Origin of the sequence: Borborobacter xinjiangensis (assembly GCF_047739745.1) — a bacterium.
Classification (GTDB): Bacteria; Pseudomonadota; Alphaproteobacteria; order Rhizobiales; family Rhizobiaceae; genus Pseudaminobacter.
On the sequence record NZ_JBLLVA010000003.1, the window covers coordinates 186,671 to 209,829 of the forward strand.

24 protein-coding genes are annotated in these 23,159 nt (G+C 61.1%); all 24 read right to left on the reverse strand.

The features are described from left to right. Positions 1–293: 293 nt before the first annotated feature. A complete protein-coding gene (locus ACLKMW_RS05360) occupies positions 294–2,015 on the reverse strand; it encodes a DNA methyltransferase (protein ID WP_415723361.1) in 1,722 nt (573 codons plus the stop codon). Between the two features lie 105 nt (positions 2,016–2,120). Continuing rightward, positions 2,121–2,372, reverse strand: a complete 252-nt coding sequence (locus ACLKMW_RS05365; protein WP_415723362.1) for a hypothetical protein — start codon at positions 2,370–2,372, stop codon at positions 2,121–2,123. Positions 2,373–2,455: 83 nt separating this feature from the next. Next, complete coding sequence (locus ACLKMW_RS05370; RefSeq protein WP_415723363.1) at positions 2,456–2,974, reverse strand: 3TM-type holin; 519 nt, start codon at positions 2,972–2,974, stop codon at positions 2,456–2,458. Positions 2,975–2,977: 3 nt separating this feature from the next. Continuing rightward, positions 2,978–3,667, reverse strand: coding sequence for a lysozyme family protein (locus tag ACLKMW_RS05375; protein ID WP_415723364.1), 690 nt, complete (start codon positions 3,665–3,667; stop codon positions 2,978–2,980). Between the two features lie 574 nt (positions 3,668–4,241). Next, positions 4,242–4,796: a hypothetical protein gene (locus ACLKMW_RS05380; RefSeq protein ID WP_415723365.1), complete on the reverse strand. Its 555-nt coding sequence runs from the start codon at positions 4,794–4,796 to the stop codon at positions 4,242–4,244. Further along, complete coding sequence (locus tag ACLKMW_RS05385) at positions 4,796–5,905, reverse strand: hypothetical protein (protein WP_415723366.1); 1,110 nt, start codon at positions 5,903–5,905, stop codon at positions 4,796–4,798. Before ACLKMW_RS05385 ends, ACLKMW_RS05380 begins: the two co-directional genes overlap by 1 nt. Continuing rightward, positions 5,902–9,585, reverse strand: a complete 3,684-nt coding sequence (locus ACLKMW_RS05390; protein ID WP_415723367.1) for a host specificity factor TipJ family phage tail protein — start codon at positions 9,583–9,585, stop codon at positions 5,902–5,904. The genes ACLKMW_RS05385 and ACLKMW_RS05390 overlap by 4 nt, the downstream gene beginning before the upstream one ends. Further along, positions 9,582–9,995, reverse strand: coding sequence for an NlpC/P60 family protein (locus tag ACLKMW_RS05395; protein ID WP_415723368.1), 414 nt, complete (start codon positions 9,993–9,995; stop codon positions 9,582–9,584). Before ACLKMW_RS05395 ends, ACLKMW_RS05390 begins: the two co-directional genes overlap by 4 nt. After that, positions 9,995–10,498 carry a DUF1833 family protein gene (locus ACLKMW_RS05400; RefSeq protein ID WP_415723369.1) on the reverse strand — a complete coding sequence of 168 codons (504 nt, stop codon included), beginning with the start codon at positions 10,496–10,498 and terminating at the stop codon, positions 9,995–9,997. Before ACLKMW_RS05400 ends, ACLKMW_RS05395 begins: the two co-directional genes overlap by 1 nt. Further along, positions 10,495–11,571, reverse strand: a complete 1,077-nt coding sequence (locus ACLKMW_RS05405) for a phage head spike fiber domain-containing protein (protein WP_415723370.1) — start codon at positions 11,569–11,571, stop codon at positions 10,495–10,497. The genes ACLKMW_RS05400 and ACLKMW_RS05405 overlap by 4 nt, the downstream gene beginning before the upstream one ends. A gap of 26 nt (positions 11,572–11,597) precedes the next feature. Beyond that, complete coding sequence (locus tag ACLKMW_RS05410) at positions 11,598–11,798, reverse strand: hypothetical protein (protein WP_415723371.1); 201 nt, start codon at positions 11,796–11,798, stop codon at positions 11,598–11,600. Then, entirely contained in the window at positions 11,798–15,022 is a 3,225-nt protein-coding gene (locus ACLKMW_RS05415; protein WP_415723372.1) for a phage tail tip lysozyme, read from the reverse strand. Before ACLKMW_RS05415 ends, ACLKMW_RS05410 begins: the two co-directional genes overlap by 1 nt. Positions 15,023–15,335: 313 nt before the next feature. Then, positions 15,336–15,734 carry a phage tail assembly chaperone gene (locus ACLKMW_RS26540; RefSeq protein WP_458575165.1) on the reverse strand — a complete coding sequence of 133 codons (399 nt, stop codon included), beginning with the start codon at positions 15,732–15,734 and terminating at the stop codon, positions 15,336–15,338. After that, positions 15,683–16,102, reverse strand: a complete 420-nt coding sequence (locus ACLKMW_RS05420; RefSeq protein ID WP_415723373.1) for a hypothetical protein — start codon at positions 16,100–16,102, stop codon at positions 15,683–15,685. Before ACLKMW_RS05420 ends, ACLKMW_RS26540 begins: the two co-directional genes overlap by 52 nt. Before the next feature lie 68 nt (positions 16,103–16,170). Next, positions 16,171–16,368 (reverse strand): hypothetical protein, encoded by a 198-nt coding sequence (locus tag ACLKMW_RS05425; protein WP_415723374.1) that lies wholly within the window; start codon positions 16,366–16,368, stop codon positions 16,171–16,173. Further along, positions 16,368–17,300, reverse strand: a complete 933-nt coding sequence (locus ACLKMW_RS05430) for a phage tail tube protein (protein ID WP_415723375.1) — start codon at positions 17,298–17,300, stop codon at positions 16,368–16,370. The genes ACLKMW_RS05425 and ACLKMW_RS05430 overlap by 1 nt, the downstream gene beginning before the upstream one ends. 47 nt (positions 17,301–17,347) lie before the next feature. After that, a complete protein-coding gene (locus ACLKMW_RS05435) occupies positions 17,348–17,767 on the reverse strand; it encodes a hypothetical protein (protein WP_415723376.1) in 420 nt (139 codons plus the stop codon). A gap of 2 nt (positions 17,768–17,769) precedes the next feature. Next, positions 17,770–18,399, reverse strand: coding sequence for a hypothetical protein (locus ACLKMW_RS05440; RefSeq protein WP_415723377.1), 630 nt, complete (start codon positions 18,397–18,399; stop codon positions 17,770–17,772). Then, complete coding sequence (locus tag ACLKMW_RS05445) at positions 18,399–18,731, reverse strand: hypothetical protein (RefSeq protein ID WP_415723378.1); 333 nt, start codon at positions 18,729–18,731, stop codon at positions 18,399–18,401. The genes ACLKMW_RS05440 and ACLKMW_RS05445 overlap by 1 nt, the downstream gene beginning before the upstream one ends. Then, entirely contained in the window at positions 18,731–19,273 is a 543-nt protein-coding gene (locus tag ACLKMW_RS05450; RefSeq protein ID WP_415723379.1) for a hypothetical protein, read from the reverse strand. Before ACLKMW_RS05450 ends, ACLKMW_RS05445 begins: the two co-directional genes overlap by 1 nt. 133 nt (positions 19,274–19,406) lie before the next feature. After that, complete coding sequence (locus ACLKMW_RS05455) at positions 19,407–19,793, reverse strand: hypothetical protein (RefSeq protein WP_415723380.1); 387 nt, start codon at positions 19,791–19,793, stop codon at positions 19,407–19,409. Positions 19,794–19,858: 65 nt separating this feature from the next. Then, positions 19,859–21,199: a phage major capsid protein gene (locus ACLKMW_RS05460; RefSeq protein ID WP_415723381.1), complete on the reverse strand. Its 1,341-nt coding sequence runs from the start codon at positions 21,197–21,199 to the stop codon at positions 19,859–19,861. Positions 21,200–21,209: 10 nt separating this feature from the next. Next, complete coding sequence (locus ACLKMW_RS05465) at positions 21,210–21,893, reverse strand: HK97 family phage prohead protease (RefSeq protein WP_415723382.1); 684 nt, start codon at positions 21,891–21,893, stop codon at positions 21,210–21,212. 5 nt (positions 21,894–21,898) lie between these two features. Then, the gene (locus ACLKMW_RS05470; protein WP_415723383.1) at positions 21,899–23,149 is read right to left on the reverse strand and encodes a phage portal protein; all 1,251 of its coding nucleotides are present in this window, start codon (positions 23,147–23,149) and stop codon (positions 21,899–21,901) included. Between the last annotated feature and the right edge of the window lie 10 nt (positions 23,150–23,159).

Below are 23,159 nucleotides of genomic sequence, written 5' to 3' on the forward strand. Positions count from 1 at the left end.
CCAACTAGGGGTCCCATCGCCAAAGAAAAAGCCCGTTATCTCGCGTGAGAGTGAGACGACGGGCCAATGGCCGGCGCGCCGTTTTGTAGGAAACGCGCCAACGGGGCAGGTCAGAAACGGCTAAGCGCGGTTCTTGTTCCTTCGGCCCATCGCCAAATTTCAGTATTGTAAAAACGAAAAGCCCGCCGCCTCTGAGGGGGGAGAGACGACGGGCCAAGGGTTGGGATACCCTACTGTGCGTACGATCAAACCGCCAAGCGCGGCTTTTGTTCCTTCGGAGTGACGTGTCGAGACTAGAGCAAGCCAGCAGCTTCTCGAGGAACAGCGGTCGGATTGAAATGGACCACCACGTCTTCTTTCTTTCCTCCCGGGAAGGTGAAAGGAAACTCCGGCGCAGAGGGATCCGGTCTTTTTGATACCTTCGGAGTCGACTGCTTTGACGTTTGCCGAAAGTACTCGCGCGAGACATGTCCAAGAGACGGAATTACCGGTCGCTCGCCATTGAACCACCGTTCAATGGAGACGATTTGTAGACGTGGCAAATGGCCATGTGCAGTGTCCACGAAGCCGAATGAGGCCGCCTCCGATTTCATGTCGCGCGTGGGCTCACGAAGGCAGATGAAGAGCCCCATCTCAGCCCTCTCGCGGTCGATGACGGCCTTGAATTCGCGAACATCCTTTGTCCCGACGTGCTGTCCGCCCTTGACGGAGGTTAGCACGCGTCCCCATCCGCGTGGACCGTTCATGAAATACATTTGACCGTCAATACCGCGATCCGGTCCTTTTCGGATTTCCTTCAAGGCTTGCACGCCGACGAGGTAATTTGCCCACCATTGGAACTGATACTTATCACGCTCGGCTAGGCGCGCTGCGCTGGGAAAGTCGCGGGGGATACCGCCCAAATCGTACTCGGGGGTGCCTGTCATTGCTCCCAATCGTTCTTCAATGACACGGATCGCATGATAGGCAACGTCGATCCCGATCCAGTTGCGACCGGCGGACTGCGCTGCAGCGACCGTAGTGCCGCAACCACAAAAGGGGTCGAGAACGACATCACCTTCATTCGTGGCGGCGCGGATAATCCGGTCGAGCAGCTTTACCGGCTTCTGAGTGGGATATCCAAGCCGCTCGCGTGCCTGAGAATTGAGAGGCGGAATATCCACCCACACGTCACCAAGTGGCATGCCCCGCATCTCGTCAAGGTACCGCTTGAAACGCGGAACTTTTCCTGGCCCGGCTTGGTAAATTCTCCCGGCCTCGAACGCTGCTTGCATTCTTTCTCGGGACCATCGCCACACCCGTGTAATGCCTAGAAATTCGTACGTAAGATTTGGTCTGTCCTGATTTGGATTGAGGAGGTCAGCGAGTTGATAAAGGCGTCCATCACCATCGTCACCAGTATACTTTTCGGCGATTTTAGGAGGCAGGTTGTCCAGATCATACGGCTCGAACATTTGATCGCCATTCCATGTTCGACTGGATGATGCCTCAAAGCTAAGAATAACGTCATGATTTGTCGGAAGGCGCCGGCTCATCAAAGATTTTCCGGTACTTCGTTGCCAAATGATTTCGTTGGCGAAGCGCTCTGGTCCGAAAATAGCGTCTAGAACAATCTTGAGATAATGACTGGCGGTCGGATCGCAGTGAAGGAACAGCGACCCGGTTGGCTTTAGAACTCGCCGGAGTTCGGCAAGCCGTTGAGCCATCATAACAAGATAAGCCATCATATCGCTTTCACCGAGCGCGGCATGCAGGGCATGAATAATTGATGCCACGCTGCCCCCTGCCTGCATTATTTCGTCAGATGCCCATTGGGCCTCCGGGCCCCATGTCCAAGTGTCCCGGAATGCTTCAACTTGAGCACTGGCGGCCTCGTCGGTTGGCGATTTGAAAAGAACGTTATAGTTTGCTTGGCTGTTGAACGGTGGATCGAGATAGACGAGATCAACGCTGGCGTCAGGAATCTCTTCGCGGAGGATTGTCAGATTGTCCCCGAACCAAAGCTGATTTTTCATATCAATCCCCGCTGCGCCCAAGAGTACTTTGCGCGAACTTTGCTGATAAGCAGTTAACCATTCTGTTGTTGGTAGGATAGTTGCGGGTGGCTTCTTATCACCGGCTCAAGGACGTGAATTTCCCGACACCTTCGACCGCTCCTTCAACGTCGCGATGTCTTCGCGGATCGTGGTCAGCGTCATGAGCACTTGGTTCTGAAACGAGGCAGAGGTGCCGACCTGCTTTTCGATGGCCTCAAGACGCAGTTCGTGGCTATCCACGGTGCGCACGACGTTCATGTAGGCCACGAACACGGATCCCACGAGTGCCAGGATCGTGAAGACGTGGCCAAGGTTGAAGGATGGATCGAATTTCATTCTGGGCATCTCGCCTTACCACATCTGCCAGATTGAGAAGGCCGCTGCGGACATGGCGACGGCCGCGATTGCGTAGCTCCTGGTCATTTCTGGCTCCACTTGGCGGCAACATCCTTGATGGTGTGGCCGCCGAGGTAGAGCCCAAGATAGGCACCCGTCAGCGTCATCAGCGTGCCGGCATCAACGATGTCGATCGAGGCGCCGGTGATCGCATTGGCGAGCGGCACGGCAACGATCAGCCACAGCCAGAAGAAGCCGATGAGGTACATCCAGGCCGGCCGCCACGCCCATGTCCATGTCTGCTCCTTGGCCATCTCGGCGAGCTGCAGTTCGTTTGAAAGGCGCTGGCTCTCGACATAGGCAAGGACCAGATCGGCCGCGACCGGTTCAGTCGCAATGATCGCCTCTTGCACGGCGGCCGGATCGGATTCGGCTACGGTTGGAATATCATCGGCAGGAACGCCGAGCTTGCCGGCCACGGTGTCAATGACCTCCCCCGCCAGCCTGCCGCCGTCGCCGAGCTTGTCGGCCAGGATTTTCTTGATGAACGGTACGGCAAGGCCCGCCGCCGCGTCGAGGATGACCGCTGCTATGGCGCTCATGGCTTAGTTCCCAAAGATGATGAAAAGAACGACCGCCACGACGATCAGAGCGAAGGCGGCGAGGATCGAACCGGAAGCACCCTGCTTGCCGCCTGCGGGCTTCGCTGACGTGCTTGGCTGCGGTGCGGGCTTGGATGGTGCGGGAGACGTCGCAGGCTTGCCGGCCAGTGCCCTCACCCTGTCCAGCAGCGCTTCGACCGTCTCCGGAGCGACCAGCGCTTTGTTGAGCCCGTCGCCCGCATAATAGCTCTGTCCGCGCTTGACGGTTCGTGATCCGCCCTTGGTGGCGGCCAGCACCGGCAACGAGGCCCACTCCTGCGCCAGCCGCTTGCCGAATTCGGTGCGGCTGATCTGACCTCCCATGAAGGCTTCGTAGCCGCGGCGCTTGAGCAGATGGTAGGCGAGCCGGTCTTGGAGATCGGCATCGAAGATCTGATTGCCGCGTAGCCCGAGCTCGCGCGACAGATCGATGAGCGTTGCCTTCATGAACTGATACCGGCCGGCCGCGCTCGATCCATGGTTCTTCGACCATCCGGCCTGCGCATCGACCACGTCGCCGAGCGTCATCGAAGTCAGCGGTTTCGTAAGCTTGTGCTGCTTGTTGGCGTAGATGGTGCCGTAACCTTTCGGAGCCTCAATATCTCCAATGAAGTCAAGCAGCATCGCCGCTCCGGCAGGAACGGTTTTGTCCATGGCAGATGTCTCCGATTTTAAGAGGCTGTTAACGATGCGCGCAGGTCGCGGCGGAGAGGGCACAATCGTGGTTTGCCGGCAGAACCGACGTTGCTATGTCTAACGTCGGCTTGAGCTTGAACAATTCAGGTCAGGGTCCGGCAGCATCCCCGCCCAGCCCACGCCCCTGCCGGGCCCGCTCAAAATTTTCAGAAGCAGCCTTGTCCCGATCTGGGACATGCCTAGATTCTGTTCCGTGCAAGTCCCTAAGACTGCATGGCCCGGCCACTGACCTCCTGGCTGACTTCAAACGGCTGGGCCTTCGAGGAAGGGCCTGATCGCGATTGGCTAACTCCTGGGCAGCGGTCAGGCCCGCTTCGGTTTCCGATAATCCCAACTGGGTAAACCCAATTAGCGGCGATGCTGATGGGGGGTGCCAATGTTAACATTGATGTGACCCGAGTGGCCCCCCACTTCGGTCCGGTCCGGCAGCCGCCCGCAAACCTAGGCTGTCGGAGTCGTGCCAGCGACGTCCGGTCGTGCCTCCTCGCAAAAGCGCGGCCGGACCCGTATATCCTTTGTCAATGAGCCTATGTCAGACAGGCCAAACCGCTGCTTCGACCGCGGCTCTCGCGGCCGCCTCGCCGGCGGCATCGTCTATCGCCTTCTTTGTACCGAGGCGCACTGCCTCGATCGCTGCGCCAATCTGCGTCCAAGCCGCATCCATGGCGAGAACGACGGCGGCAACCGCAGCGAGATCAGGGCCATCAATGCCGACGGAGGCCGACAGGAGCGGATAGTCCGCCGGATCAGGGTTCTGTTCTGTCGAGGCCGCACGGGCTTCTTCGACCTTGCGCTGATAGGTCATAGCTTGGCCGGCACCTGGCGTGATGTATTTGAGGCGCTCTTGCTCCGCTGAGGCATCGATCCATGACTTTAGAGCGACCTTCACTTCGTCAAGTGTCAGTGGCTCCGGCTCCGGTTCGGGCTCCGGTTGGGGCGGATCAATGACCGCAAAGCCTCCGTCGACGCTGACGAGCTTGCCGGCCAACATCCCGGCGAGCGCCGCCTGATATTGCTCTTCACTGATCTCGATGCCGCCTTCTATGGCAGCCTGACTGACGCGGCCTTCCGCTGCGAAATACGACATCACTTAATCCTCATGTAATAGGTCGCTTGGACGTTCTTCGGGCGGGTCTCGGTGCCGGCGCGGGCGTCCGGGGAGTTGCCACTGTCGAATGTGAAGCTCTGGTAGCCAGACTGCGCCGGACCCGCTGTGTCGTATGCAGTGCCGATGGAGGTAACTGGCGTGAACGCACCACCTGGGAGAGCCGCGAACAGGGCGCGGTTGAACACGCCGGACATGCTACCAGTTATCCTCTGCATCTGGTCGTTCTCGACGGCACCAGGGGTCAGGCTGGCGCGAATGAAGCGCCCCTCTGTGTTGACGAGCTGCACGACCCTCCCGTTCAGGGGCGAAGAGGCCAGAGAGACGGTGGCATAGGCACTGACCAGAGGGGCTGATCCGGACACGGTCTCGCCTGACAGGATGCCGTTATTGTACCCTCCGGCTCCTGTCTTGCCAGCAGTGAGCATCACATAGCGATAGACCCGATTGGTGGGGGGTGCCAAACCCGCGATGAGATGGTCGAATACAGGGATCGGTACGCCCAGCGGCTGGCAGGCCCAGGGATCCACGATGCTCGGATTGATTAAAATCCACGCGCCGGCACCAGCGTTGGCCGCCGCGTCGTAGACTACAAAATACCGTTGCCCGGCGAGAATGTCGCCGGCCTCCAGTGCAACGTCTGCACCCGCTTGCATTTTGCGGAGGGCCTTGGCGCCGACCCCGGATACGTTGAGAGTTGCGGCCCCGGTGTTGTTCGCCAGCGACTCGAACGTCGCCACCTCGTAGTCCGTGTAGCTGGTCAGCGGCGGGACCGGCGTGAGTGTCAGCGCGTCGACTGCACCGCCGACAGCCTGAAAGCTCTGCCGGGCGCCAGCGCTGACCGGATAGGCTCGATTGGCGGAGCTGTCGATCGCGAACTCGTCGATCCAATTGGTTCCGTCGTATACTCTGACAATCCAGAGAGGGTCGCCAGAATCATCGATCCACCGCATGCCGGCGACAGAGTACGAGGGTGCGGCTGATCCTTTGTGTCCGCTGTTGACAGCGTCCCTGAACGAATTGAGGTCGGTCGCGAGGGTGGCTCCGCTCTTCGTTGTCGGATTAATCGTCCCGAAGTCGAACTGTGTCATTGCATGGCTCCGTATCCCTTGGCGACGTAGTCGATCGTGCGTGCGACCGCCGCTCCGGCTGAGTTGAAGAACTGAATGTGGAAGCCTCCCGGCCCCTTGCCTGTTATGAGCTTCCGGTCTCCCGTAGCCATGTCCTGGTCGGCGGTGGCTAGGCCCTGCAGCGAGATGAACGGCGGGTCGAAGACAACGTCGAGGCCGGACGCCGGTACCGGAATGTCCTCGCCTGCAACGACACGATCGGGCATATCCACCGACACCTTGAGCCGCGAGACCACCGGAGTGATGTTTGAGTAGGCCGGGCTGGTGTCCTCTAGAGCCGTCCCCTGGAGCACGATGCGGAACTCGAAGGCTCGGGCGCTCACGTCCCCGACGAAGAACGGTAGCCACCCGCTCCACTCGCCCAGAGCAGGATCGCCGGAAGTCGTGCGGTACTGCAGCTCGACGTTCCAGTCCTCGGGCTCGGAGTTGTCCAGGCGAATGACCTCCGAGAGTGTCAGCCACGTCGCCATGACGTTGGCCGTGTTCTCGCCGCTCGCCTCCACCAGTGCGGTCAGTCGGCTGGTGTAGACCTCGCCCAGGTCGAGACCGCCGGCGAAATTGTAGATGCCTGTGACCGCAAGACCGAGGCTGTCCGGCTCTCCGTCGCCTGAGTACAAGGTGACGACCTCGTTGAGGGCGTCCCACTTGGACAGCGTATTGTTCGAGAGCAGACGCAGCACGCCGCCCTCGGTATTGACGCCATCAACCGCGCCGGCAAAGGCCGGACCCTCCTCGAAGAACTCGACCACGTTAAGCCCGGAGATCGCCGCGATGCTACTGCGGACCACAGCTGCGTTCAGGCTCTTCACGCCGGTCTGGTAGACCGCCTTGATGAGGTAGCTGCCAACCATCGTCGGCACCTGAGCACTGGACCCCGAAATCTCGGGGATCAGCGGCGTCGCGGAGTTCCACTCTACGGTGGCGCTCTCGGCCGAGACGAACCGAATTTCGTAGTGGCTGATCCCGACTGCCTGGACGGCGGTCCACGATAGGGTCGAGAGGTCGCCCAAAACCGCGATCTTGAAGCCCGTAACGTCGGGCGGCGGACGCAGCAGCGTGTCGGCGCCGAACGTCTCCGAGTAGACCCACCGCGAGAAGGAACCGTCGTCGAAGATGGCTCTCACGGCGAACGTGTAACTCCCCGACTCCAGCCCGCGTATGTCGGCCGACGTCTGCGGCGCAACCACCGAGGCGGCCCGACGCCAGATACCGTTCGCGTTGTTGCGGTAGTCCACATCGAAGTGCCGAACGCGGCCAAACCGAGGCTGCTGCCAGCTCAGCCGCACCGCCGCCAAGAACGCGTCGCCCTCCAGATACACACTGGCGTTAATCCGGATGTCGGTCGGCGGCAGCAGATAGGGGTCGAGCGGAACGGTGACGTTGCTTTCAAAGGCAGGCACCGCGCCAGTATCGGCCTCGTAGATGCCCGGCGCATCATCGACCAGCGTCAACCTTGCGGTGATGTCGTCCTGCGGCTCGATGCCGAGAACGCGGTAGACCGCGCTGTCACGGGTCGCCTCGCCGAGCGTGAACAGGTCACCGACAGCGGGAAGGTCGCCCGAACCATCGAGATTGATCGTCTGTGTTTCCCCGGAGCTCCCCGGCACAACTGAGCGGAGCACGAAAGAGCCGTCCGCCAGTCGGAAGCGTATCTGGTAGAGCTTGTTGCCGTCCAGAATGAGCCGCTCGTCCAGGACGACGCGCTGCGCAGGGCCATCCACGAACGTGACGCGCCCGCTGGCAAGACCAAGCAGCATGACGTCGTGAGCGATCCGGACCCGATCGCCGCGCGTGCAGGCCAGGTTCTCGAAGTCGACATTGAGAGTGTAGGTCTCAGGACGAAGGCGCAGCTGAGCCAAGTGGAAGCGGCCGTGCCTCCAGATGGTGCTGGGATGCGTCACGCCGGGGAAGTCCAGGCCCTCGAACCGGGTCGCGTTGGCGGCCGAGTAGCCGTCGTCGTAGACTATACGCTCGTCCTCGATCCAGCCTTTCTGCGCGTTGATGAAGCGGACGCGCCAGCCGTGGGGCATTTCGCGGAACTCGTGGGTTGCCTCGAAGCCCCACGAATTTCGCGGCGTGAACATCTGCACGACGGGCGTGTCCTGCTCGTCCCACATGACGGACCACTTGCCGTCCTTGAATACCGTCATGGCACGGCCGGCGGCGGCGATGTCCGCCAGCGTGTCGAAGACGGACGCAGTGGTGACGCGAGGATGGTCGAAGGTCCAGCCGTTGGCCACGCAGTACGCGTGCCATCCCTGGAGCGCGACGAGATCGACCTGAGAGTCGGGCACCGGACGCGCGTTGGCTGGCCCCTGAAGCACGTGGCGGAACAGGTCGGCCGGGTTGCGGGAGGGCTGGTTCGCGACCCAGGAGACGCCGTTCCACGCCTTGACCAGCGAGATGACCTCGCCGTTGAGGGTGTCCAGCGTTCCGTTGAGCTGCGAGGTGGCCTTAATGCGGATCGCGGTGACGCAGAGAGGCTTGTCGAAGTTGAGCGGGGCACTGTTGCGGAAACCGCGCAGTGCGGTCCACACAACCGTCTCGGTAACGTTGTTATTCTCCGGATCGTAGTCGTAGTAGTCGTCGGTCTTCGCGACCTCGACCTCGTACTTGCCCGGAGCGACGGCGACCCGAACCGTGCGGCGGATGGTGTCGAGCGTGCTATCGCTGATGAAAAAGTTGGGAAGGTTGATCCACGCCGACGTTCCCTCCAGCCGATAGCGCGCCATCACGACGACGGTCCAGATGTTCTTCCGGCCCTTGTTGTCCGTGCGCCGGATGCCGTTCGGCATCACGACGTCGAGAGAAATCTCGTTGATGTTCTCGGCCGTCGACCGACGGTGCCAGCCGTCCTCGAACTTCAGCTCGATCGACAGCGGCTCCTCGACGACCTGACGCGGATACAGCGTGACCGGAGCATCGCCGACATAGCCGTTGCGGGTCTCGATCTGGACGTCGGAGAAGGACGAGATCGGCGTCTCGCCGATCTTGAGCTGGCTGACGCTGAGCGGCCCGTAGCCCCAGACGAAGAGGACGCGCAGATACTGATCCTCACCGACCGACTCCGTGTAGGGTAGGCCGCCATAGAATGGAACGAACCTGTGGTGCCCCAAGATGACCGGGACCGCCTCGAACGGTGCTGCCTGGTTGCGCGCGCCGGTAAACGAGTACCCGATTTTCGGCGTCTCCTGGACCGGCGGGCGTGGTGCAAACAGCGCGTTCATCAGGAGCTTCACGCCGATGCTGAGGCCGGCCATGAGGAGCTTGCCGAAGAAGCCGAGACCCGCAATGAACGCGTTGAACGAGGCAAAGGCGGCGCCGATGGCTCCAATGATCGGCGCCAGGAAGCCCTGCAATGTCGGGTGCAGAGTGACGGTCGTCGTCGGCTTCGGCCGGACGCAGTGCCATATTGCTGGAGCGATCGGGTGACCGTCGATGTGTATCTGGAAGTCCCCCGGCACGGCGAGGCAATCCTGCTCGGACGCAATGCGCTCGGCGATCTCCGCGAGCGTGATGCCAGCCGGCATGCGGCGCTCGACGCGCGCCCGGCGCATTGGGTGCAGAGCCGCCACAACACGGATGTCGTCGGCCGGGCCGAGCAGCTCGCCGTCCAGCACCTTTGGAACCATCATGTTCATGTCAGGCTCTCATGACGGTAGAAGCCGAGCACGCGGCGGCGAAGGCGCATGGAATGGTAGTTCTCGATCAGTGAGCCGGCGCCACGCTCGATGTGCAGGACGAGACTCGGAGCGGCGACAAGGCCGACATGGCGCGGCCGGCCGCCTACAGACATCAGTAACGCATCGCCTGCGCGTTCTTCACCGGCTACGATCGATTTCCATGGATCCATGTGCCCGGCGATCAGGGCAACGACCGCATTGGCATCAGCAAGCGTCTGGTAGTCGTCGCGGTAGCTCGGGAGTGGGATGCCAAGGCGCTCGGCATAGACCAGGGCCAGCAGGCCCCAGCAGTCGAGCCCGTCGCGGTCTCTGCCTCGCTCCAGCCACGGCAAGCCGACATAGTCATCCAGATTGCCGAGCGGTCGCATCAGAACAGCCCTGGAAAGGAGGCTGGCGAAAACGTACCGGACGGATACGGTTCGTCGGTCAGCGCGTCGATCGACAGCTCCAGCGTCATGACGTTGGCGTTGTAGCTCGCGTTCTTGACGTCGAACTCGGGATACTCGATCTCCACGCTGTCGGGCGAGGACGCCAACACCACCTCGATCGTGGCCTTTGCCGGCGTCGAGACGGACCGGACCAGCTCGACCAGATCGCGACTTATGTTCTCCAGCACGAACCGGGCTGTCGGTGCGCGCTCGTCCATGTCGTCGGGCAGCGAGGTCGAGAACGGAGCGAACAGGTATGTCTCCCCTCGGCTCACCGTGCCGTATTGCAGCGGTGCCTCTGAGAGAAGCGTCGTCGGGTCGCTCGATATCCGCAGCGGCGTGGCATAGTCCGGGTGCGTAATGGTGAGCAGCACCACCAGGACCTCGCCGGTCTCCTGCGCATTCATCGCCTCGCGCAAGGTGAGTGAGACGGTCCGGCTCATGATGTCATCGCCTGCAATTCGGCGTTCGAGAGCCGCCGAGGGTAATAGATCATGCGCCTGATGCGTGTCGCGACAGTGCTTGCCGAAAGAACCAGGCTCGAAACGGTGGGGACCTGACCCGAGCTGTCAGTCAGGACCGCCGCGCCGTTGCGGCAGAACGCGAAATCATCCGCCTTGTATGCATATGCGTATTTTGTCAGGGCCCCGAGGACGACAGCAAAGGAGCCCGTATCTACCTGGCCCGCGCCGTCCTTCTGAACGTAGAAGTCTGCGCCCGTTATCACTTGTCCGTGGCGGATGCGAATGGTGCTTCCCCCCGCACCATCCAGCGCCGCAAGGCCGGCGGTTCCGCTGGATGGTGTGGTCAGATGAATGCACTCAACGTAAAGCGTGCCCTCCGTAGGGTTAAACTGGAAACCGCCGGTCGCCGCACTGACAATATCGGCGGCGCGAGGCACTCTTGTGTAGGACGTGGCGACAGGCCCGACTTCGAACTGGGCGTATCCCATCTGAATGCCGGACACACCGTCGCCGATGAATGTCGCGAGACCAGTTCCGGGTGCGTTGTTTACAGCAGCAGCATGTCCGCCTGTGCCGGTAGCAATGGCCGTCATCGACATCTGGCAGCGGTAGAGGCCGCCACCGACATTCTCGATCTTAGCCGTCACCGAACCCTGAGTGCCGGTCACTGTACCTGTCTGGAGATCGAACGCTGCAAGCCGCCCCTCGGCGTCCGAGAATACTGGCGCTGCACCCGAGAGCCGCAGATAGCGATAGCCATCTTCCCGGGAAAAGAGAGAAAACGCACAGCGCTGGCCCGCCGCAACTGACGAGACGATTCGCGACGTATAGTGCGCGCTGCTCGTCGTGGTGGGGACGATGCGGTCCAGCGTCAGGCCGCCCTCCGGGTCGACGCCAACATTCTCGACAACGTCGACTTGGCTCTTGTTCCACTTGGTCGCATCCTCTGGGTCGGCCCAGAGGTTTGTGGCGGCGTTTTCGATCAGCGCATCCGCGTCTCCCGTCGTCAGATCATAATCGGTGCGCAGCTCGTTCGCTGCGGCCCAGCGCATGACGCGAGAGGCATCGAAGTAGGATGCTACTGAGCTTCGAGGACGGCGAGTTGTGCCCCGGTCATCATCATCCGGCCTTGCAACGGCTCGGGCATCGCCGAGGATCGCGGGCGAACCTTCGGCGGACCAGCGTCCGGCCGAGAGCGAATGCGCCCGTCGCCAAGGCCTCCGGAATAACCATCGCGAAGCAGATACTGCGGCAGCGAGGCCGGCCAAGCGTCAACCATCAGCCGCGCCTCTTCAATGCCTGCTGCGCACCAAACGACCGGCGCAGCGTGTTGTTGGACGCGGTGCCTCGGTTGGCGAGCTTGAGTGCGACGACGCGATCGATGATCGTCTCGATCGACAGCGATCCGTCGTTTTCGATGTTCGCCTCGCTACGCACCACAGCATCGGCGCCGTAGTTGTTGATCGTGCGATTGTTGACGACGAGACGCGGCCCGCCGTTCGAATTGGCTGGCATCCGCATGGCCGGATTCGCACCTGTCACAACGCCGCCTTCGGCATAGCCGGACAGGCCCTTGCGCATCGCCTCGACCACGGCAACACCGCCGGCGCGGTTGATGTCGGCCTGCGACCACACGATCTCGCCGGCATGCACCACGCCGGCCGGCTTATTCTTCGGCCCTGGACCGGTGTATCCGCCTTCCGAGAATAAGCCGGTGAAGCCACCCGCTAACACCGTGGCCTGGGTCGCAGCGGGCAGAGTGCTAAGCAGGTCCATGTTAAAACCCGGCCCGCCACCGAATAGCCCCTTGAACCAGCCGCCGATGCCACCGGATGGAGCCGCCGGAAACTGGCTGAGGGCGTCTCCCATCTTGGATAACCCTCCGCCGAGATCGTTCAAACCACCGGCCGCAGTAGCCGCACCCTTGGTGACGTCAGCGGTCGTGCCACTGAACTTGCCAAGGGCCTTCTCTGCGCCCTCCAACCGCCCCGTAAAATTGTGCATTGCCTCCGGATTTGCCGCCGAATACCCGGATGGACGCTCGAACTGTCCGAATGCCTTGGTGGCACCGCGCACGTCCGTCGAGGCGAGGACCTTATCCAGAGCCTTGCGCTCTGAGGTCTGGAGCTCGTGCCATGCAAAGTCGAGCTGACCCTTGACGTTTGTCTGCCAGTCGGCACCGACGAAATTTTTCATCGAAGGACCGCGATCGTTCCATTGGAACAAGCCGAAGGCATTGCCACCGTCACCAACGGCGTTCGGGCGGAAGGCACTCTCAGCTCCAACGTGGCCCATGATGCCCGCCACCTGGTGATCGGCAAGACCCTTGCCCTTGAAGAAATTCCACGTCTGAACCTCAATGCTGTTTCCAACAAGACTTGAGGAGCCAACGGGAGCCAAAGCAGCACGCGTGACGGCACCGGGCGCGTAATTGTCATTCACATAGCCGAGAACAGAGCCAAATCCGCCAGCGGCTCCATCGACGAAACTGGAAGGCGATCTCGCTGGCCCACTGCCGAAGAACTGGCCGAACAGCCCGCCCACACTTGCGCCGCCCTGCGGAGCTGTCCCGAACAGGCCGGCAAGCGGACCCTTCCCCAGCAAAACTGCCTGAAGCACGGCGTCAGCCAGTGCATTGACAATCCGCTTCAATGCATCGGCCAGGCCGTTCGCGCCGCTGGTCAAGCCGTCGAACAGGTCCATACCGAGGCCAGCGAAAAACTCGGTCCGCTCGTTGAAGTCCTGCTGCGCCTTCGCAACCTCGTCGAGCGCAAGCTGATATTCGGTGATCGCAGCGGCATTCATCCGCATGCTGTTGGCTTCGGCGCTGTTTGCGTCGATGCCTGCCCGGCGGATTTGCTGTTCCACCTGCATTTGCGAGATTGCACGAGCACGAACGGCATTCGTCTCGCCAATCAGGCTCATTTCCAGCTTAAGCGATTCAATCCGCTCCTGCTGCGACCGCAGGAAATCGGCGCCCGGGTTGCGGGCCTTAGCCTCCTGGTCGAGCCGGTCGATATCGTTTGGCCGCGGCGTCGGGATCGGGACAGCAGCGCCAGCTTCCCGGTTCTCGATGCGCTTGATCGCATCGCGGTAAGCCTGTTCGGCCGCCATGCGCGTGATCTGGTCACCGCCGGCATTGCGAGCACGAACCAGCTCCTGCATGGCCAATGCCTGGTCGGACATCGGCTCTGCCGCGATCCGCGTCAGCCGCTCCATCGCGTCGGCAAAGGCCTTGATCTCCTCCGCATTGCGCCTCGCCGTATCGCCGATCTGGTCCAGAGCGGTTTCGGCTTGCGTCAGCGCGAGGGTCGCCTTGTAGGAATCGTCGGTGGTCTTCAGCAGCGCCGATGCGGTGCCAAGCAAGGCAGCGTTGTTCGGCTCAAGGTCCCAACGCTCCGTCACCATGCGGCGGAAGCCGGCAATGTCCGGTTCGCCGGCCGCTGCCGTGCGCCGAAGATGCTCGATTGCTTCCTCGAACGGTTTGAACTCGGAATTTAGGATATTCCGGACCTCTCCAGTCCGGGAATCCTGCTCCGTCAGGCCGGTGACGCTGCCAAGGACAGACTGAGCGCCGGCCGCAATCCCCATGCGCAGTTCGGCAGCAGACGCGGCCTGCATTAAAGCAAATGAGTTGGTGCTTTCGCGCGCGTAGGCCTTCACACCCTCCGCTGCCTCGCCGTAAGCATCCTTGATGCGCCGGATATTGTCCTCGTGCCGGCTCAGCGCATCGTCAAGGGCCTTCGATTCATCCTGACCAGTCGAGAAATACTGGATCGCTGCGGCGGTCAGGCCGACGATGCCGATCGTCAGAAGTGAGACCGGGCTGATGATGCTCGAAAATGCGGCAAGCAGGCCGGCGCCGGCGCTCTCGCCACGCGACCGCATGTCCTCGAACACGGCGGAAAGCTGGGTGCCCTGCTGGAGAGCAATCTGGATCGGCGACATGCCCATAGCGGCCGTGACGCCCACATCCTGAAACTGTGCGGCAATGTTGGCCGTGTGGAAGCTGCCGGCGCCACGAGCATTCGCATTGGCAGCGGAATGCATCCGTGTGGTCGCCGCCGTTGCCGCGTTCGCCGCTGCGGCTTGAGCTGATAGACGCGCGCTGGTATCGGAAACAGCCGCGGCGAATTCATGCTGTCCCTTGGCGGCAAACTGCGCGCCGTCAGCCATCTGGCCGTATTTCTTGTAGATGCCGTCGAGGATCGGCACCGCCTGGCTCATGGTGATCTTGCCGGTTTCAAGGCCGCGAGACAGCGCGTTGACCGCGCTGTTCATGCGCTGCGCCGACGCATAGCCATCGACATACTGCCGCGACAGCCGGGCCAACACGTCGCCGGCCTGGCTGACCTTCTGGTCCGTCTGCGATACGCTGGCGCCGAGCCCGGCATTGGCCGCGCTGGCGGATTTACTCGCCGTCTCGATAGCCTTGGCGCCGGCGACGTAGCCGCTGGCGTCCATATCAGCCGAGACGCGCAGTGTGCGGAGTTCTACTGCCATGGATTTCTCCGGCGAAAGGGATAAGCTGCCGCTCGTTTAAACGGGGGCGGGAATGGGAGAGGTACGTTGTTCAAAGTGCGGAGCAAAAGCGACCGTCGAGATGACAGGGCAAAACCGGTTTACGACGTCATATCCGTCAGAAACGCTGGCTTGCTGTTCTGAACCGTCTCCGGAAGATTGTCCTCATCTGGCGCGCGCTGAGAAGACAGAGATCCACCGCTTGAGCCGTCGATAGTGCACCACTTTCGCAGCGTCAAAAGTTCGCCGTTGGGGAGCAGTTCGACTTCGCGATAGAAGGTCCGACGCTCGGTCGTCATCTCTCCGCACCCTCCTTCTTCTCTCGCTTGCGCACATGCTCAAGCCATTCGCCGTCGATCGCCGCCATGAACCGATGGAACAGCATGAGGTCGCTCCCACCGATGTCGTGATCGCGGGCGTATTGGCTGATTGCCAGGTAGGAGATCGGCGTTTCGCCACCGAACGCGCCATACTGGCGATCGAACCTGAGAGCCTCCCAGGCTTGCCAGTAAAGCGAGTGCCACGGCTGCGGCTCTACATCTTCGGTGAGATCGTCTGGCTCCGGCTGGAGCCATTCTTCTTCTGGGAATTCCCGCGCGATCTCGGCCAGCCAGTCGTCGTACTTTTCAGCGCCTTGCCGACCTATCCTTTGGCGGAAGGCGCTGCGGAGTTTTTTTCCGCATCCTCGACGAATTCAATGTCGAGATCGGAAACCTTGGCGGCGCACCACTCCACCGCCGCTACCACGTTGCGGTATTCCGGGTTGGTCAGCGTCTCCAGCGCGGTTTCTTTGGAGAACGGCACGTCGAGGCCACGCCAGCCATGCAGGATATGCGCATGGAAGAGCTTGCCGATCTCGGCAGATAGCACATCCTTCGGAACCGGCTTCCTTTTATAGACGCGCGCGAAACGCTGATACATCAGGTCGCGGGCGATCGTGAACGCCGGCAGATGCAGCGACGAGACGTTGAACTCGACGCCGGGCCAGTCGGGATATTCGATCCAGTCGCCCTCGGCTTCACGCGCGAGATCGGCCTTCAGTGAGGCAAGTTTGACGGTCATGATGATGTCCTTTGTCGGAAAAGGGTGGCGGCAGGCCCGACAACCTGCCGCCGTTTCTGCGCAGAACCTTACTCGGCGTCGGGTGCCGATTTCGTCGAGGCGACGTGCCCCTTTTCGCGACAGAGCTGCGCGAACTCGGCCGGAACCGGGATGCTTTCCACCCCAGCCCGGAAATCGACCTTGCGGCCGAAGGGATAGCCGGCGAAGTCATGCGCCGGAATGAAGGTCTCGGTCTGGGCCGAGACGGTCGCGGCGGCCTTCTTCATCACACCACCGCACGCGTCAGCTTCAGCGATGCCGTCGAAGTCGCGTCATATTTGGCCTGGAACGGCATTTCGATGATGACTGCCCGACCATTGCCGCCGACGGTCGGCCCACCGTCGAGCCCTTTCAGCTTCGGGATTTCCAGCGTGTATTTCTCGCCGGTCGCCGCGCCCATGGTGATCAACAGCGCCAGGTCGTCATGATCGAGAATGGCGTTGTAGAGGTCCAGATCGGCAAACAGCGCCGTCATGGTGCCGGTGACATCGAAGCGGCCCAGACCATGGCTGTCAGGCTCATAGGAGCCGATCACGTCGTTCGCGTAGATGTTGTTGTTGATCTGGATGTTCATCGACTGGATTTTCGGTGCGGCGGCAACGCCAGTGATCGATAGTGCGCCGACATTGAGACCGGCATTCAGCACCGGGGTCGTGGTTGCCGCGACATAGGTGGCGCCGGTGATGATCGCATTCGTCGGCGTCGGCGAGCCGATGCCCATGACACCCCAGTTTGCCGTCACGAACTGGCGGGCCTGAAGCGAGAGGTCGAGCGTGTTCCAGCGGCAACCGCGATACCGAATGTAGGAATCGCTGGGGCCATGCTCGAAGGTCTTTTCGAGCGTGCCGGTCTTGTGCTCGACGCCGTTTTTCAGGACATCGCCGGCCCAGGTCGAACAGAACAGGCGCTCGAACCATGTGTCGAAAGTGCCATAGCTCAGCAGCGTGTTGATCGGCCCCTGCACCATGCGGCCGATGTCGACGATGTCCGACACGTTGCGATCCGAGCGGATTTCGTCCGGAACCGCCGTCTGCTTGGCGAGGCGGATGCCTTCCGAGACATAGCGCATCACCTGAAAGGCGGGCGTGGCCGGAATGGTGCCGATCACTGTTTCAGAAATGTCGGCAAGGCGAGTCTGTGAGCCGTCAGCAACGGTCATGGTAGGTCTCCTTTATGGAAAAATCCCGATTGCCGGGCTGGTGAAGATCAGGGAAGAACGGTGACGTCGCGGCGATCGAACGTGATCGACAGCGTCATGGCGAAGTAATTGCCAAACGTCTTTGCCGGTTCGCCCATGCCGATCGACATTTCGCGAAAGTGCATGCTTCCAAGCGGTTGTTCGCGGAAAAGATAGCTGAGATCGCGGGCCAGCGTTCGTGCCTCACCGCTGCCGGTGCCGTTCGGCGTCATGACGTGCAGGTAAACTTGCCCGGTCTCCAGCCATTCGTTGTTCTGCGGCGCGCCGAACGTGTCCTGTTCGAGCAGATCGCCGAAGACCTCAACATAGACGAAATGCGCCGGCACATCCGGAAGCTGATAGTCCTCATTCTCGAACACCAGATCGGTCGCCGCCCAGCGGGCGACGAGGTGATCATGAATGGCGTCGAAGGCGGTCGGGCTCGACATGATCAGGCCGCGTTGATGACGATTGCGGGATAGGTGATCGGCATACCGGCCTGACGGTCCTTGCGGCGGCCCTGGCTGCGCTTGAGGTGATACGGGATCATCGGGTGCACACCGCCCTTGATATCGAGGAAGCGCGTTTCGAAGCGGAAGACCTCGCGAAACCGCCGCGCCATAGCGTTCTTGGTGCCATCGAACAACCGCCGGCGTGGGATGCCGAGGCGTCCACCTTCGGCCTTGCGCACGTAGGGCTGGAAGTTGGTGATGATGACTTCCGCCTCGGATGGGATCGCGCTGAACTCGCTGACGATCTGGCCGCCGACGAGCACGATGAATGACAATGCAAATCGCCCCGAGCGGCGCGGTGCGCGCTTCTGCAATTCCGCGAGCGCGGCATTGATGACCAGCGGCCAATTCGAGAAGACGTAAAGGATTGGCCCCGGCGCGATGACCGATTCTTCCGGCGCGCCGAGACGGCCGTTGACGTATCGGTCGTATTGCGGGGATGCGCCGCCCGCCAAAGCCTTTGCCAACTCGGCCCGCGCGAACCGCGCCAGCTCCCTTGAAACGGCTTCTTGGCTCAAACCTTCCGTCGCGACCCGGATTTCGCGGTCAAAGGTTTCGAATCCGGCCATCAGCCTGCCACCAGAAGATTGAGGCGCACGAGCCTGTCACCGTCGAAGATCGGTTGCGGAAATTCGATATTGCGCTCACGACCCTGAATGACCGCCTTGTCGCCTTTCTTAAACGGAAGGAGCGGCGACAGTCCGGTAGGGCTGACAATGACCTTGGAATAGGTTTGATCAATGCCACCAACGAGGTCTTCAGCTTTCATCGGGCGCACCGTGGCGCGAACCGCAATGTCGATCTTCGGGCGCGGCGTTCCGGTTGTCGCCGTGTAGCGGCGGATCACGATTTCCTCACCCCGGCTCGCATGCGCGGCGTCCAGATCGGCAACCGGGTCCATCAGAGAAATACCTGTCGATATGGAGCGAGAAGATCGCTGATTTCAGCCGAAAGCAGCGGATCGTCAGACGGAGCAACCCAATATTCGCGCTCTTCGACATCCGGGATATCGATGCGCTTGAGGTTCGGATCGCGTGCCGTCTCACTGTAGAGAGCCGTCGCCAGCTTCGATGCCGCAAGCTTCAGATCACCCGGAGCGGTGTCGTATCCAGCCTTGTAGACGACCGTGATCTTGCCGCTGGGCCAAGAGACAGGACGATCAGCAGAAATGCGCGTGAGAACGCCAGAACCTCGGCTCACCTCGTAATCCGACGCGGACAGCGCCGCGCCATTCTCATCAACTGATATGATTTCGCTCACAGGCCGACGAGCGAGAACCAATGAATTGGCGCCACGGGATGGCCGGAAGACTTCGCTGCAAGTTTCGGCAAGAAGAGTAGCCGGCCAAACACCGTCCGAAGCAACACCGCACTGCTTGGCAATAGATGCCGACAGCCGAAGGCCGAGCGTCATCAAAGCGGTGTCTTGGCTGGCATCGGTCACGCCAACTGCAGCGCGCAATTCCTCCACCGTCAAAAGCGACAGATCGGAAGCCGGCGTTGTGACGGTGAAGGTGGAATACATAGCTGCCCTCAAAAAAGAGGATGGAGCGGCGCGAACGCCGCCCCGATTGATGTCAGGCTATCGGCGAACGATGCGCGCGGCCGAGCACCACAACGGCACCGGCGTCGATCGACGTGCCGGAAGTCTTTGTGATGACGGCGCGGAGATAGCGCTTGTTGCCGACATAGCTGACCTTGTAGGTCGAGCTGGCCGCAAGGCTGGCCGGCAACGAGCCTACCATGTCGTCGGCCGCCACGTCGGTGAAATCACCGTCAGTCGTGGTGTCCGATTCCTGCAAGGACATGACGTAGAGGCCTGCACCGACAATCGCGCCGGTATTGATGACCAAAGCCGCACTGTCATAGTCGCGAAGGTAGACGGCCGTGCCCTTGAGGGTTGCCGCCTGGGTCGCAGGGACAAGCGTCGCCGCAACGCCAATATTCGAAGCGAGATCACGCATTTGCGTGTCCTTTCCTGAAATGAGAACGATGGAGGGGCGGGGCGACCGGAGCCGCCCCGAATGGATCAGCCGTTGCCGAAGCGCAGGAACTTGATGGCCTCGAAGTTGAGGACACCGCCGCCGGTGCGTTTGGTCGTGTAGAACTTCACGTAGGGCTTGGAAGTCAGATTATCGCGCAGGACACGGATGCCCTGACGGTCGACAATCTGATAGGCTTGCGAGAAGTCACCGAAGGCCAGCGACAACGAACCGCTGGCAAGCGCCGGCATGTCTTCCGCCCGCGTGACCGGATAGCCGGCAATGCGCTCCGGGTCGCCCAGGACAAACGACGGTTGCCACAGATAGGCATTGGTCGTGCCGTCCTTGAACTTGCGGATTTTCGTCACCACCGAGCGACGGGTGACGAAGCGAGCATTGGGCAGATAGGCCGCCTTGAGCAGTCCAATCAGGTCGAGGATCTGATCAGCCGGGTTCGATGCAGCAAAATCGCTGCTCACGCCGGTCTTAACATAGCCGATCTTGCCCCAGTCAACGCCGTGGCCGCCGTCTTCTGCGATATCATAGGACGTAAATCCCCGGATATTGGTCGCGCCGGTCACGAACTCACGGTTCTCGAACCGACCGAACTTGTCGGCAACCTTGCCAGACAGCCACGCCTCGACGTCCACGGCGGAATCATCGAGAAGCTGCTGGGTGGTCTTCGGCTCAGTGTCGATCCAGAACACCGGGATGCGCCATTTGCCGACCTGCGGCGTCTTCTGATCGCCGGAAAGCGCCTTTTCACCGGCATAGCCGGCGCCGGCCTCGTCCAAATCCTCGATGCCTTCCAAGGCATCTGTGGAAATGGTCTGCTGGGACGCGATCTGGCGGATCGGAGAGGTTTCGTAAACCTTTTTGACGATCTTGCCGCCAGTGTCCGGCGTGACGAAGTAGCCGCCGTCGGGATCGGAACCGACCGAGAGGGTCTTGATTTCCTCCGGCGTCAAGTTCTCCTTGGCATCGCGAAGGAAACGTTCCTGCGCCGCCTTATACTCGCTATAACCCTTCTCATCGAGCGGCGAGACCTGCTTCTTGCGGTCGGCAGCAACCGAGGCAAGCAGGATATTGAACTCCTTCAGTTCAAGTTCACGCTTGGCCGCCTCTTCGCCAGTGGCCTTGATACCATTGCGATTGAGGCGGGCTTCCAGGTCTTCGCGCTCCTTCTTTTCGGCGGCAATTGCCGCCTCGAGCGATGCCTTGGCTTCGACAGCCTTGTCGAGGGACGCTTCGATCTTGCCGAGCTTTTCAGTGAGGATCGGGTCGGTCTTGTCGAGTTTGCCCTTCATCTCTGTTTCGAGCGTCGTTTTGAACGCAGCGAAGGCCTCACCCTGCTGGTCAAGCAGGGACTTGATTTCGGTCATGTCCATGGGGAATCTCCTAACGGACCAAGAGTTGAGTGTTTCGGCGGATGATTTCCGCCAGTTCATCGCTCATCTCACCGGCATCCCGCTCGGATCGGATGGCCTTAAAGCCGCCGGCCAACAGAGCCTTGGCTTCCTTCGCCGAAAGTGCCGGCAACATCCCGTTGATCAGCGCTTCCTCGAATTCACGAATGGTTTTGAGTTCGGCCGACTTCACGTCGGTCAACCGAGCCCGGTCGTTCGATGGATCGTCGACCAGCGACACCTCAAACAGCGCCACAGCGTCGAGCTGACGCTTCGCAGGCCCGGTCAACTTGGTTGCCCGGCGCGCTTTGAAGCCGATCGACAGCCCGTCGAGAATGCCATCTCGCATGAGACCATGAATTCGGCGGCCGTGATCGGTATCGAGACCTGACAGCCTGCCCTTGACGAACAGGCCTCGCCCGTCCTCTCGCATTTCCAGCCACTTGCCGATCGGGAGATCGTCACCGGTGAAAGGGTTCAGCGCCGTGCCATGCATCAGCTTCATCGACGGCAACCGGCCGCGTTGTTCCCACTCGCCCAGCGTCTCTTTGAAAGCGCCTGGCGGGATCACGTCACCGTGGCTGTCGACATTGCCGAACACAGCGCCATAACCGGCGAACTCTCCCGTCTTCGCGTCGATCTCATCGGCCGCGAACTTCACTTCAATTCTGTCCATGGGGACTATTCCTCGCTGGCCGGGTCGGGCGGCGGGTTTGTCGGAGGCTGCTTGGTGATCTGCTGCGGCAGCTTGTCGGCCTCGGGATCGTCGGAACGGTCGAGATCGAGCGTATCGCGGACATCGTTCTGCGACATCCAGCCCTTGCCGCCACCGGAGCCGAGTGCCTTGGCGAAATATTCGCCCTGATCTTTGGTCGCACCACGCATCAAGGCATCGGGGTTGAGCTTGGTGTAATAACCGGCCTTCCGCTCTTCCTCGCTCAGTAGGTTGATATCGGCAGACTGCTCAATTCTCTGATACCAAGGCATCAGCGTGTGCGTGACGTGGACGAGAAAGATCGATTCCGTTGCGGCACGCGCTGCCATGTCGGCGGGATGCCCCACCATCAACGGCATGACACGGAAGCGCCGGCAAATGCTTTCGACCTGATGCCGGCGCGTCTCGATCAGTTGCTGATCGACGCCAGTCATTGCCGTGGGCATATACTTTCCTTCCCGATCCACGATAAGCGGCATATGCGATCGATCACCGCCAATCTGGTGACGCTCGATCCATTTTGACAGAAGCTCGAACTGGTCCTTGTCCAGCTTATCCTTGACCGAGACGATGCCGGTAATGTTGGCACCGTTCTTCTGGAACTCGGACTGTCCTTGTTCCAACGACGCTGACAGCCCGATGGCATTCCGCGCCATCTTTACCGCATCGAGGCCAGCCCATGAGTTCCAGGATGGGCCGCGAAGGTGCCAGATTGCGTCCCTGCCGAACACCTGGCGCTCGCCATTATCGGCGGTGACCGTGTATTCCAGCGAATAATCGGCCTTTTGCTTCACCGACACGCGGCGCGGCTCAAGGATGATCAGTTCGCGTACCTTGCGCTCCCTGCCGACGCGGTTGACGAACACATACGCGTTGCCGGCGACCAGCAGATGAAGCATCAACGTTTCGCGAAATTCGAAACTCGTCTGGCCCCAGGCATTCGGCGCGCGATACAGAAGGTCATCAAGCGGATGCTCCGAGGCGACCGAACGCCGACCGTCAACTTTCTGATAGAGATGCCACGGAACCTGCGAACAGCCTTCCGACAGCACTCTCATGCAGGCGTAGGCTGTATCGTCCTCAAGTGTCGTTTCGAGATTAACCAGCTTACCGGCGTGGGACTGCCGGCCGCCGCCGTAAACCTCACGGAACAGCTCAAGCGAGTTTGTTGGCCCGCTCTTTGCCTCCATTCCGAAGATGCGTTTCCAGAAGCCCATAAGCAGATAT

Coding starts and splice junctions, on each gene's coding strand:
- ACLKMW_RS05425 (WP_415723374.1), bottom strand. CDS start 16,368: ATGAAGAAGGCCGCCGCGACCGTCTCGGCCCAGACCGAGACCTTCATT.
- ACLKMW_RS05365 (WP_415723362.1), bottom strand. CDS start 2,372: ATGAAATTCGATCCATCCTTCAACCTTGGCCACGTCTTCACGATCCTG.
- ACLKMW_RS05465 (WP_415723382.1), bottom strand. CDS start 21,893: ATGGACAGAATTGAAGTGAAGTTCGCGGCCGATGAGATCGACGCGAAG.
- ACLKMW_RS05400 (WP_415723369.1), bottom strand. CDS start 10,498: ATGAGCCGGACCGTCTCACTCACCTTGCGCGAGGCGATGAATGCGCAG.
- ACLKMW_RS05410 (WP_415723371.1), bottom strand. CDS start 11,798: ATGGTTGACGCTTGGCCGGCCTCGCTGCCGCAGTATCTGCTTCGCGAT.
- ACLKMW_RS05395 (WP_415723368.1), bottom strand. CDS start 9,995: ATGCGACCGCTCGGCAATCTGGATGACTATGTCGGCTTGCCGTGGCTG.
- ACLKMW_RS05470 (WP_415723383.1), bottom strand. CDS start 23,149: ATGGGCTTCTGGAAACGCATCTTCGGAATGGAGGCAAAGAGCGGGCCA.
- ACLKMW_RS05360 (WP_415723361.1), bottom strand. CDS start 2,015: ATGAAAAATCAGCTTTGGTTCGGGGACAATCTGACAATCCTCCGCGAA.
- ACLKMW_RS05390 (WP_415723367.1), bottom strand. CDS start 9,585: ATGAACATGATGGTTCCAAAGGTGCTGGACGGCGAGCTGCTCGGCCCG.
- ACLKMW_RS05420 (WP_415723373.1), bottom strand. CDS start 16,102: ATGACCGTCAAACTTGCCTCACTGAAGGCCGATCTCGCGCGTGAAGCC.
- ACLKMW_RS05405 (WP_415723370.1), bottom strand. CDS start 11,571: ATGCGCTGGGCCGCAGCGAACGAGCTGCGCACCGATTATGATCTGACG.
- ACLKMW_RS05385 (WP_415723366.1), bottom strand. CDS start 5,905: ATGACACAGTTCGACTTCGGGACGATTAATCCGACAACGAAGAGCGGA.
- ACLKMW_RS05455 (WP_415723380.1), bottom strand. CDS start 19,793: ATGCGTGATCTCGCTTCGAATATTGGCGTTGCGGCGACGCTTGTCCCT.
- ACLKMW_RS05440 (WP_415723377.1), bottom strand. CDS start 18,399: ATGGCCGGATTCGAAACCTTTGACCGCGAAATCCGGGTCGCGACGGAA.
- ACLKMW_RS05370 (WP_415723363.1), bottom strand. CDS start 2,974: ATGAGCGCCATAGCAGCGGTCATCCTCGACGCGGCGGCGGGCCTTGCC.
- ACLKMW_RS05460 (WP_415723381.1), bottom strand. CDS start 21,199: ATGGACATGACCGAAATCAAGTCCCTGCTTGACCAGCAGGGTGAGGCC.
- ACLKMW_RS05380 (WP_415723365.1), bottom strand. CDS start 4,796: ATGTCGTATTTCGCAGCGGAAGGCCGCGTCAGTCAGGCTGCCATAGAA.
- ACLKMW_RS05375 (WP_415723364.1), bottom strand. CDS start 3,667: ATGGACAAAACCGTTCCTGCCGGAGCGGCGATGCTGCTTGACTTCATT.
- ACLKMW_RS05445 (WP_415723378.1), bottom strand. CDS start 18,731: ATGGACCCGGTTGCCGATCTGGACGCCGCGCATGCGAGCCGGGGTGAG.
- ACLKMW_RS05430 (WP_415723375.1), bottom strand. CDS start 17,300: ATGACCGTTGCTGACGGCTCACAGACTCGCCTTGCCGACATTTCTGAA.
- ACLKMW_RS05435 (WP_415723376.1), bottom strand. CDS start 17,767: ATGTCGAGCCCGACCGCCTTCGACGCCATTCATGATCACCTCGTCGCC.
- ACLKMW_RS05415 (WP_415723372.1), bottom strand. CDS start 15,022: ATGGCAGTAGAACTCCGCACACTGCGCGTCTCGGCTGATATGGACGCC.